The 10,058-nt window shown below is 74.8% G+C and carries 10 protein-coding genes; 3 read left to right on the top strand and 7 right to left on the bottom strand.

Annotated elements, in window-relative coordinates; all coding sequences use genetic code 11:
- Positions 1-231 precede the first annotated feature (231 nt).
- On the top strand, positions 232-801 hold the full coding sequence (locus ACIQG9_RS09400; RefSeq protein ID WP_400399645.1) for a hypothetical protein: 570 nt from the start codon (positions 232-234) through the stop codon (positions 799-801).
- A gap of 404 nt (positions 802-1,205) precedes the next feature.
- Here the strand turns inward: ACIQG9_RS09400 and ACIQG9_RS09395 are convergent, their stop codons facing one another.
- Positions 1,206-1,775, bottom strand: a complete 570-nt coding sequence (locus tag ACIQG9_RS09395; RefSeq protein WP_400399643.1) for a lysophospholipid acyltransferase family protein — start codon at positions 1,773-1,775, stop codon at positions 1,206-1,208.
- A 247-nt stretch (positions 1,776-2,022) separates the two neighbouring features.
- Here ACIQG9_RS09395 and ACIQG9_RS09390 point away from each other — a divergent pair, with 247 nt between their 5' ends.
- Positions 2,023-2,865: a DUF308 domain-containing protein gene (locus tag ACIQG9_RS09390; RefSeq protein WP_400399641.1), complete on the top strand. Its 843-nt coding sequence runs from the start codon at positions 2,023-2,025 to the stop codon at positions 2,863-2,865.
- A 158-nt stretch (positions 2,866-3,023) separates the two neighbouring features.
- Positions 3,024-4,442 (top strand): trehalose-6-phosphate synthase, encoded by a 1,419-nt coding sequence (locus ACIQG9_RS09385; protein ID WP_400399639.1) that lies wholly within the window; start codon positions 3,024-3,026, stop codon positions 4,440-4,442.
- A 151-nt stretch (positions 4,443-4,593) separates the two neighbouring features.
- Here ACIQG9_RS09385 and ACIQG9_RS09380 read toward each other — a convergent pair whose 3' ends face one another.
- The 6 genes from ACIQG9_RS09380 to ACIQG9_RS09355 form a co-directional block, all read right to left on the bottom strand.
- The gene (locus tag ACIQG9_RS09380) at positions 4,594-5,388 is read right to left on the bottom strand and encodes an alpha/beta hydrolase (RefSeq protein ID WP_400400097.1); all 795 of its coding nucleotides are present in this window, start codon (positions 5,386-5,388) and stop codon (positions 4,594-4,596) included.
- Between the two features lie 29 nt (positions 5,389-5,417).
- A complete protein-coding gene (locus ACIQG9_RS09375) occupies positions 5,418-6,824 on the bottom strand; it encodes a flavin-containing monooxygenase (RefSeq protein ID WP_400399637.1) in 1,407 nt (468 codons plus the stop codon).
- Between the two features lie 129 nt (positions 6,825-6,953).
- Positions 6,954-7,640 carry an endonuclease/exonuclease/phosphatase family protein gene (locus ACIQG9_RS09370; protein WP_400400095.1) on the bottom strand — a complete coding sequence of 229 codons (687 nt, stop codon included), beginning with the start codon at positions 7,638-7,640 and terminating at the stop codon, positions 6,954-6,956.
- A 95-nt stretch (positions 7,641-7,735) separates the two neighbouring features.
- A complete protein-coding gene (locus tag ACIQG9_RS09365) occupies positions 7,736-8,683 on the bottom strand; it encodes an ROK family glucokinase (RefSeq protein ID WP_400399635.1) in 948 nt (315 codons plus the stop codon).
- 72 nt (positions 8,684-8,755) lie between these two features.
- Positions 8,756-9,433 (bottom strand): hypothetical protein, encoded by a 678-nt coding sequence (locus tag ACIQG9_RS09360; RefSeq protein WP_400399633.1) that lies wholly within the window; start codon positions 9,431-9,433, stop codon positions 8,756-8,758.
- 34 nt (positions 9,434-9,467) lie between these two features.
- Positions 9,468-9,923: an SRPBCC family protein gene (locus ACIQG9_RS09355; RefSeq protein ID WP_400399631.1), complete on the bottom strand. Its 456-nt coding sequence runs from the start codon at positions 9,921-9,923 to the stop codon at positions 9,468-9,470.
- Between the last annotated feature and the right edge of the window lie 135 nt (positions 9,924-10,058).

Raw genomic sequence — 10,058 nt, 5'->3', positions numbered from 1 at the left:
CCCCGGGTGGACCGGGGTGGGCCGGGCGACGCAGGGACAGGCCGGACGGGGCCGGTCGACGCCCGGGTGGACCGGGGTGGGCCGGGCGACGCAGGGACAGGCCGGACGGGGCCGGTCGACGCCCGGGTGGACCGGGGTGGGCCGGGCGACGCAGGGTCGGCCGACGCCGGGATGGGCCGGAATGGGCCGGACGGAGCCCGGGTAGGACCGACGGGGCCGGACGAGGCCGGGATGGGTGAGCCGGATCTGGTGGCCCAGGCTCTGGTCGCCGCCCGGCGCAGCGGCTTCCACCGGGTGCTCCAGTCCACGCTGGCGCACGCCGCGCTCTGCCAGGCCGTCCGTGGCCGGCGGACCGAGGCGATGCGGCTGCTGGTGGAGCTGGACGAGGACTGGGGCCGGACCCGGATGATCCCGTTCGCCGAATGGGTGCCGGCGGTGGGACACGTCGCCGCGGTGCTCGGCCCGGACGCGGCCCGGCTGGTGCGTGACATGCTCGACCGGGCTCCCCGGATGACACCCTGGGCGAAGGCCGCCGGGCAGGTCGCCGACGCCACCCTGGCCCTGGCCGACGGCGACGCCCGAAGCGCCAGCCGGTTGTTCCGGGCGGCGGCGGACAGCTATGCGCGAATGACCGACACCACCGACCACGTGCTGGCCACCGCACTGTCGGTACGAGCGCTGGCCCTCGCCGATCCCGCCCAGGCGGCGGTCACCCTCGACCGGGTGCGGGACTTCGCCGACCGCAACGGCATGCCCGGACTCCTCCGGCTGGCCGCCCCGGCAACAGCCGACCAGCCCTGAGCCAGCCCCGACCCGCCAGTCCGACCCGGATAGCCGACCCCGGATAGCGAGCCCGCCCGACACAGGCCTCGCCCGACACGGGGCCCGCCCGACACGGGGCCCGCCCGGCGGAGATCAACTCCATTGCGGCGATGTAGCGGGATCACGGGCACCTCGATAGCGCCATATCGCCGCAATGGAGTCGATCAAGGTACTCGATCAAGAGGCAGCCGTGAGTCAAGGCGCACCATCGGGCAAGGCACGCGGCGGGCAAGGCGGAATGGCGGGGTGACAGGCAAGGCGGGACGACAGGCAAGGTGGGACGACAGGCAAGGTGGGACGACAGGCAAGGCGGGACGACAGGCAAGGCGGGACGGGTGGCGGGCCTAAGGCCCCGCGTGGGGCAGGGCGCGCTTCAGTCCGGGTCAGGCGGCGACCTGCACGCGCGGGGCGGGGTCCTGCGGGGCGGGGGTCTTGCCCCGGAACAGCCGCCCGTCCGGGGAACGGGTCCCCTCCGGGTAGATGCCGGCGATGCCACCGGCGCGCAGCACCCGGAGCTGGGTGTCCAGCACCGCCAGGGTGTCCAGCACCGCCAGGGTGACCAGCACCGCCAGGGTGACCAGCACCGCCAGGGTGACCAGCACCGCCAGGGTGACCAGCACCAACTGGATGTCCAGCACCAACTGGGTGTCCAGCGCCGTTGGGGCGGCCCGGCGGCCGGGGCGGTCGACCGGGATGCACCCGGTGCCGGCGAGGAACGCCTTGCAGAGCCAGCCCTTCAGGCCACGCCCCGTGAAGTATTCCGCTTTTGCGATGAATGTGACTTTTCGCGGGACGACCAACGGCGTGAAGATCGAGTCGGCGAAGGAGAGGTGGTTGGCGGCCAGGATCACCGGGCCGTCGGCGGGCAGGTGGTGCAGCCACTCGACCCGGGGCCGGAAGATCAGCCTGAGCAGCGGGCCGAGGATGATGTACTTCATCAGCCAGTACGGCAACGGTGTCCTTCCCGAGGTGTGGGCGGCGACCCGGCCGCCGGGCGGGCACGCCGGGCATGCCGGGAGCCCCCGGCGACCCGGCCGGAGACGCCGTCGGCGGGCGGGATCGTCGGCCCGGAGCCGACGAACCGGGAGCGGCGCGCCACAACGCACTCCCGGAACCGGGTCCCGACGTGTCACGATTCAGAGCACGGCGTACGGGGCGCCGAGAGGACCGCACCACGAGGTGCGCGGAGGAGGATGTCCGGTGTCAGCGGGTGGGGCCCGCCGGGGACGGCGGGACAACGGGCTCGACGCCAGCGAGTACGCCGTCGCGGGCGACGTCGATCCGCGCGTCGGTGAGCACCTGCTCGACGTGCTCGCCGCGGGCGGGATCGCCGCGTACCTCCAGCCCTCCGCCGACCTCAACCCGATCACCCGGACGACCACCGTGCCGTCCCGGCCGGTCGACCGGCTCTACGTGGACCGCTCGCACCTGACCACCGCCCGCGACTACCTCACCCAGCTCGCCGACGAGGCCACCCCGGAGCCGTCCCGCGCCGACCCGGACGTCGACGCCGAGTGGGAGCGGATCGTCGCCGCCTTCCACACCGCCCCGACCGCCGGCAGCCACCCCTGGCCGGCCGCCGAGGACGTCGACGACGAGGAACCGACCGATCCGGCCACCCGGGCCGGTGGCACCGCGACCCGGGCCGACGAGCCGACCGCCCCGACGGTCACCGACGTGCGGCGGCTGCCGTACGCGGCGGATGTCTCGGACATCTCGGTGACCCGGGACCGGCCGGACGAGCCGTCGCTGCTGGACGGCCTGGACACCTTCGGCGCCGACCTGCCCGACGACGAGGAGGAGCGCTACACCCCGCCCCCGCCTCCGCCGCTGCCCCGGATCTCGAAGTACGCGGTGGTCGGCGTGCTGGGCATCGTGGTCGGCTTCGTCCTCTTCCTCAACCCGGCGCTGCTGCCGGTGGACGCCTCGGTGGTGACCCTGCTCGGCTTCACCGGGATCCTCGCCGGGTTCGTCACGTTGATCTGGCGGTTGCGCCCCGGCGACGACGACGATCACGACCCGGACGACGGCGCGGTCGTCTGATCCGCCCGCATCCCGGGACGCCACCGACCTCCGCGACTGGCGTAACAGTGGTGTAACTTACGGTCAGTAGGAATACCGCTGTACGTCACTTCCCCCACCGACTGCCCGGTTGTTCCCTGCGCGGTGTGGTCGGTCCACTGCTGATCGGAATGCCCGAGATGCGACAGAGTTCCCTCGTGGTGGTGGCCAACCGGCTCCCCATCGACGACAGCGTGGCGCCCGACGGCGCCTGCGAGTGGCGCCGCAGCCCCGGTGGGCTGGTCAGCGCGCTGCACCCACTGCTGCGGCACACCCCCGCCACCTGGGTCGGCTGGGCCGGCGGCACCGGCCCCGCGCCCATGCTGCCCGATGTGGACGGTGTCCGCATGCAGACCGTCCCGCTCACCGCCGAGGACCTGCGCGACCACTACGAGGGCTTCGCCAACGCGACCCTCTGGCCGCTCTACCACGACGCCGTCGAGCAACCCGAGTACCACCGCCGCTGGTGGGAGGCGTACCAGCGGGTCAACCAGCGGTTCGCCGAGGCGACCGCCGAGGTGGCCGACCCCGGCGCGGTGGTCTGGGTGCAGGACTACCACCTGCAACTGGTCCCCGAGATCCTCCGTGAGCTCCGCCCCGACCTACGGATCGGCTTCTTCCTGCACGTGCCGTTCCCGCCGCCGGAGCTGTTCATGCAGCTACCCCGGCGGGCGGAGCTGCTGCGCGGGATGCTCGGCGCCGACCTGATCGGTTTCCAGCGGGCGCAGGCCGCCCACAACTTCGCCCAGCTCGTCACCAAGGTGCTGGACCTGCCGGCCACCGACCGGCGGATCGGCGTCGGCGACCGGGTGGTGCGGATCGGGGCGTACCCGGTCTCGATCGACACCGCGGAGATGGCGGCGCTCGCCGGCCGGCCGGACGTCACCGCGCGGGCCCGCCGGCTGCGGCACGACCTGGGCGACCCCGAGCAGGTCATCCTCAGCGTCGACCGGATGGACTACACCAAGGGCATCGAGCAGCGGCTGAAGGCCTACAGCGAGCTGCTCGCCAGCGGTGACGTGAAGGTCCGGGACACGGTGCTGGTGCAGGTCGCCATGCCCAGCCGCGAGCGGGTCGGCCAGTACCAGATCCTGCGCGAGCGGATCGAACGCGAGGTCGGCCGGATCAACGGTGAGTTCGGCCGGGTCGGTGAGCCGGCGATCCACTATCTCAGCCAGCCGTTCGACCGTACCGAGCTGGCCGCGCTCTACCGGGTCGCCGACGTCATGGCGGTCACCCCGCTGCGGGACGGGATGAACCTGGTCGCCAAGGAGTACGTGGCCGCCCGGGTCGACGACACCGGCGCGCTGCTGCTCAGCGAGTTCGCCGGCGCCGCCGCCGAACTGGAGCAGGCGTACCTGGTCAACCCGCACGACCTGGAGGGGCTCAAGCAGGGGCTGCTGTCGGCGTTGCGGGCCGGCCCGACCGACGTCGGCGACCGGATGCTGGCGATGCGCGACCACCTGCACCGGCACGACATCCGGGCCTGGGCCCGGTCCTACCTCAGCGCCCTGGACGACACCGGTTCGCTGCTCACCCGGCTCAGCAGCACCGGCTGACCGGGCCGCCCCACCGCAGCCCGGGCCCGCCCCGAGGCGGGCCGGGCCCGGACCAGGCCAGCCGAGCCGGTGCCGGACCGAGCCGGGCCAGCCCTGGCCGTGCCCAGTCAGGCTGACCCGGTCAGGGCTGACCCGGTCAGGGCTGGCCCGGTCAGGGCTGGCCCGGCTCCTTGACCAACCAGTCGAGGATCGCGTCCAACGGCTCCCGCCAGCGGGCGTCGAGCATCAGGTCGTGCCCCATGCCGGGGAAGAGCAGCGGGGCCGCGCCGTACCGGCCGGCCGCCCTGCTGAGCGCGGCCGGCGGGACCACCCGGTCGTCGGGGCTGCCCAGCACCAGCACCGGCGGACGGCCCACCGGCGGCTCGGCCGCCCGCCCGCCGAGGAGCTGCCACTGTGCCCGCCGGCCGGCCCGACCCAGCCGGGCCAGGTGCCGCCGGGCGTCGGCGTCCGGCAGTTCCCGGCTGAACAACTGCCGCCGGTTGAACCGCAGCGGGCCGCCGAACAGCGCGGGCAGCGTCCCGGCCGGGTTGCGCCGCAGCGCCGCCCCGGCCGTCGCCCAGCCGCCGAGCACCGGCGCGACCAGCACCGCCGCCCGGGCCGGGTAACGCGCCAGCGCGTGCGTCACCACCAGCGCCCCGGCCCCGTGGCCCACCAGCACCGCCTGGCGCGGCAGGCCCGCCGCCACCTGGACCACGTCATGGGTGTACGCCCGCAGCGTCGCCCCCGGCGCGGGCTCGCTGCCGCCGTGCCCCCGCAGGCTCAACGCGTACGCGGGGAAGCCGCGCGCCGCGGCGTGCTCCAGCCAGTGCTCGGCGAACGCCCAGGCCCCGTGCCCGAACCCCGGTACGAAGAGCAGCGGTGGCCGCCCCTCCTCCAGCTCCGGGGTGGCGCCCAGCACCTCCCGCCGGGCCGGCCGGACCGGGCGGGCCCACTCCCGGCCCCGCATGATCCGCACCCGCTCATCGGTCGTGCCGCTCACTTGCCCTCCAGCTCGTCGAGGGCGCGCTGCACCGCGCGCAGGTAGTCGGCGTGGCCCACCTCGAACCAGTGCCGGCTGCTGTCCTTGACCTTCCCCGAGTACCGCTCCCCCGCGCCGGCCGCCACCCGGGCCGCGAAGGCGGTGGCCCGCTGCGGGGCGGCCCGGCGCTGCCGGAGCAGCCGGGCGAAGAGCACGGTCTGCCAGTGGGCCAGGGTGAAGACCCCGGAGTCGGGTTGCAGCAGGCCGGCCACCGCCAGGGTGGGGTGGCCCGGCGCGAAGGCGTTGAGCCAGAGCCGGGGCCGGCCCGAGCCGTCGTCGTCGCCGAGGATCTTCGGGTCGAGGAACTCGAAGCGCGGCAGGTAGCCGGTGGCGAAGACGACCAGTTCCGGGTCGATCTCCCGGCCGTCGGTCAGGGTCACCCCGCCGGCGTGGAACCGGGCCACGTCCGGCACCGGGGTGATCTCGCCGTGGCCGACGTAGTAGACGAGCTGGCTGTTGGCGATCGGGTGGGTCTCGTAGACCCGGTGGTCCGGCTTCGGCAGGCCGAACCGGGTCAGGTCGCCGACGGTCAGCCGCAGCGTCCGGTGGTAGAGCCACTGCCGGATCCGCAGCGGCACCCGCAACGCCAGCAGCCGGTCGTTGACCTGGTCGGCCGGGCGGCCGAGGACGTACTTCGGGGCGTACCAGTAGCCGCGGCGGGTGGAGTGCCAGCAGCGGGACGCCTGCTGGGCCGCCTCGACCGCGAGGTCGCAGCCGGTGTTGCCGGCCCCGACCACCAGCACCCGCTTGCCGCGCAACTGCGCCGGGTCCTTGTAGGACGAGGCGTGCATGACCTCGCCCCGGAACTCCTCCAGCCCCTCGTAGCGGGGCAGCTTCGGCGACCAGTTGTGGCCGTTGGCGACCAGCACGGCGGCGTACCGGGAGGTGCGCTCCGGGCCGTACCCGCCGGTGCTGCGGGTGGTGACGTCCCACCGGTCGCCGTCCACCGGCTCCACCCGTACCACCTCCGTGCCGAACCAGATGTGCCGGCGCAGGTCGAAGTGGTCGGCGTACCGCTCGAAGTAGGACAGCAGCAGGCTGTGGTGCGGGTAGTCCGGCCAGGAGTCCGGCATCGGGAAGTCGGGGAACTGGGTGAACGGCCGCGACGAGATCAGGTGGGTGCTGGCGTACACCGGGCTGCGGTCGTGCCGCCAGTTCCAGGCGCCGCCGACGCCGGTCTCCCGCTCGTAGCAGTCGACGCCGAAGCCATGCTCGGCGAGGTTCTTCACGGCGGTGAGACCGCTGGCCCCGGCGCCGATCACGCAGACCGTCTCGCCCCGGTCGGAGACCGGGCGCCCGTCCCGGCTCGGGGCGAGCGTCGTGGTCTCCGGGTCGGGCCGGCCGTGCTCGGTGGAGGGGGACACCGGAAATCTCCTTTGTGCGGCACGAACGCCGGTTCGACGGGCATCCTCCCCGTACCCGGAGCCCGTTGTCCAGCCCGGGGCTCCGGTCCGGGCCCGGCGGGCCGGGGTCTGCCGGCTCGCCGGCCCGGGTCAGCCGGCGACGGGCAGCAGCAGGTCGACCAGGACCGGGAAGTGGTCGCTGGCCCGGCGGGTCGTCGGGGTGTCGACCACGTCGTAGCCGACCACCTCGACGCGCGGGTCGACGAAGAGCCCGTCGATCCGCCGGCGCGGGCCGGCGCACGGGTAGGTGTGCCGGTCGGCCGCGTCGGCGGCCACCGCCGCGTCGGTCAGGCCCGCCGCGACGGTGCCCCACGCCGGACCGTCCGGGCCCTCGTTGAGATCCGCGCCGAGGACCACCGGCAGGTCGGCCCCGGCCAGCTCCCGCTTGAGCAGGGCGGCCTGACCGGGCCGTTCGACCGGGTCGGTGGACAGGTGGGAGCCGGCCAGCAGGAACCGGGCGCCGCCGACCAGGCACCGCGCGTACGCCGCGCCGCGCAGGTGCCGGCCCGGGGTCAGCGGGAACCGCTGGCACCGGGTGTCCGTCACCCGGACCCGCAGGCTGGTCAGCAGCAGGTTGCCCAGCGAGGGCAGGCCGCCGGCGGCCACCACCAGGCCGAACGAGTCGGCCAGCGCGGCGGACTTCTGCCGCCACCGGAACCGGCGCGGGGCCTCCTGCACGATCACCACGTCCGGGGCGGCCTCGCGGACCACCGCAGCCAGCGCCGCCGTGTCGTCCCGCTGGCTGTGGATGTTGTACGACACCACCCGCAGCGGCACCCGGCCGGGACCCGCGTTCCGGGGCTCGGCGGCCCCGGAACGGGTGTCGCCGGCCGGCTCGGCGGCGTCCGGGCGGGTGCCCGCCGGCCCGGCGCTCACCGTCGGCGGGCGAGGTCGGCGGCGCCGATGACGCCGGCGCTGTTGCCCAGTTCGGCGGGGCGCACCTCGGCCACCGGGAGGCGGCTGCGCTGGGCCAGTGCGTCGGTGAACGACCGCCGGGTCGGGCCGAGCAGCAGGTCGCCCGCCTCCACCACGCCACCGCCGACCACCAGCACCTGCGGGTCGAGGATCTGGGCCATGTCGGCGAGGCTGGTGCCGAGCCACCGGCCGATCTGGGCGAACGCCTCGGCCGAGATCGGGTCGCCGCCCTGCGCGGCGGCGGTGACCATCGGGCCGGTGATCGCCTCGGCCTCGCCGCCGGCCAGCTCCAGCAGGGCGGTGGCCCGCTGCGGCTCCTGCCGGGCGCCGGCCCGGGCGAACCGGACCAGGGCGCTGCCGCTGGCGTACTGCTCGATGCAGCCGAGCCGGCCGCAGCCGCACTGGTGGCCGTCCGGCACGGTGAGCATGTGGCCCAGTTCGGCGGCGATGCCGTGGGCACCCCGGACCAGCTCCCCGCCGAGCACGATGCCGCCGCCGACGCCGGTGCCGATGGTGAACATGACCATCGAGTCGTCGGCGTCGCGGGCCGCGCCGTGCCGGAACTCGGCCCAGGCCGCCACGTTGCCGTCGTTCTCGACGATCACCGGCAGGCCGGTCGCCTTGCTGACGTACTCGCGCAGCGGCTCGTCGCGCCAGGCCAGGTTCGGGGCGAAGAGCACGGTGGAGCGGGACGCGTCGATCCAGCCGGCCGCGCCGATCCCGACCGCGTCGACCGGATGCCCGGCGGCCAGCTCCGTGACCAGCTCGATGATGACGTCACGGGTCTTGCCGACGTCGTCCGCGGGGGTGTCCCGCCGGGCCTGCACGAGAACCTTGCCGGTGTCGTCCACGACACCGCCGGCCACCTTCGTCCCACCGACGTCGACTCCGATGGTCAGCGTCACCGCGGCCACTCCCCTCTGCTGTGCTGCCCGACATCGGCCGAACCGGCCGTGCGATGCCGGGATGTCCGGTGATCAGGCGTCGTCGCCTGGTGCGTCCCCGTCCGCGCCGGCCGGCGCACGCGAGGCGGGCACCACGGGACGGTCGGCCGTGGGCCGGACCTGCTGGACCGGCGCGGCCGGCCCGGCGTCGTCGACGGGCGAGGCGGCGGGGGCCGGTACGACCGCGTCCTCCGCCCGGGTGGCGGCGGACCAGACGTCCCGCTCCGGCGCCGACGGAGAATCATGCCCGGTACGGGTGGCCTCGCGCCACACGTGATCGGCGTCGGGATCGGTCGCGGTGTTCCCGCCGGCCGCCGCGCTGGCGCCGTCGGGCGTCCCGTGGGATGCTTCCCCGGCTCCGGCGGGCCCGAACGCGCGCATCAGGCTGGCGATTCCGGCGGCCAGATCCCCCGCCCCGGTGGCGAGCCGCTCGGCGAATTCCGGACTCGGATCGCGCAACGCGGCGATACCCCGGCAGACCGGACAGATACAGCACTCGGGCGATCCGGTGGCGAATCCTCCGGACCGGTGCGCGCCCGCCTCGGGGCGGGACGCGCCGGCACTGTGACCGAGGACACCCGACAGGATCCCACCGAGCGGACCCCAGGGGCCCGCCCCGGAGTCGGCGGACGCCAGCCGGGCCGTCGCGAGCAGCGTGGCGACCAGCCGCTCGGCCTCCTCCCGGGCCGAGCCCGGTTCCGTACCCCCCATGGTCGGCTCCTCTACCGTGTCGCCGGCCGCCGCGTCACTGCGCCGCACCGGGTGCTTCTACCCGGCGCTTGAGCTGCTTCAACGCCGTATCCATGATCATCTTCTCGGCCTTGCGGCGGAACATCCCGAGCATGCCGACCGACAGCTCGACCTCCAGCGTGTAGGTCACCGTGCAGGTGCCGTCCGGGTTGCCGACGATGTCGTACGCGCCACGCTGGGACTTCTGCATCTTCGACGGCGCCACCAGGTGCCACTCGACCCGGGACAGGTCCTCGGCGTACTCGTAGGCCAGCACGTACTCGTCGGCCATCACCCCGGCGTCGATGGTGAACCGGACCTGGCTGGCGTAACCGTCCTCGTACTCCTCGACGACCTCCACCCGGCGGACCGCCTCGGTCCACTCGGGGTAGCTCGCGAAGTCGCAGATGACGGCCGCCACCCGGTCCGGTGACGCGCCGACGACGATCGACTGGGTGGAGGAGTCCGCCATGGGGGGAGGCTACCCGGCACCGCCCCCGGGTACGCCGATCCACCCCCGCCGCGCCGCGCCCGGACCTGCGCCGTGCCGGCCGGGTGGCCCGGGTGTCCGGCCACGGCGCGGGCAACCTCCCCACCCCGGCCACCC

This window comes from Micromonospora sp. NPDC092111, from assembly GCF_044755745.1.
Classification (GTDB): domain Bacteria; phylum Actinomycetota; class Actinomycetes; order Mycobacteriales; family Micromonosporaceae; genus Micromonospora.
The sequence above is the reverse complement of the archived record's forward strand: the minus strand, read 5'-3'. Positions and strand labels throughout refer to the sequence as shown.

Excerpts from the sequence above, each read along its gene's own strand:
- ACIQG9_RS09400 (WP_400399645.1), top strand. The coding sequence starts at position 232 with ATGGGTGAGCCGGATCTGGTGGCCCAGGCTCTGGTCGCCGCCCGGCGC.
- ACIQG9_RS09385 (WP_400399639.1), top strand. The coding sequence starts at position 3,024 with ATGCGACAGAGTTCCCTCGTGGTGGTGGCCAACCGGCTCCCCATCGAC.
- ACIQG9_RS09380 (WP_400400097.1), bottom strand. The coding sequence starts at position 5,388 with ATGCGGGGCCGGGAGTGGGCCCGCCCGGTCCGGCCGGCCCGGCGGGAG.
- ACIQG9_RS09360 (WP_400399633.1), bottom strand. The coding sequence starts at position 9,433 with ATGGGGGGTACGGAACCGGGCTCGGCCCGGGAGGAGGCCGAGCGGCTG.
- ACIQG9_RS09355 (WP_400399631.1), bottom strand. The coding sequence starts at position 9,923 with ATGGCGGACTCCTCCACCCAGTCGATCGTCGTCGGCGCGTCACCGGAC.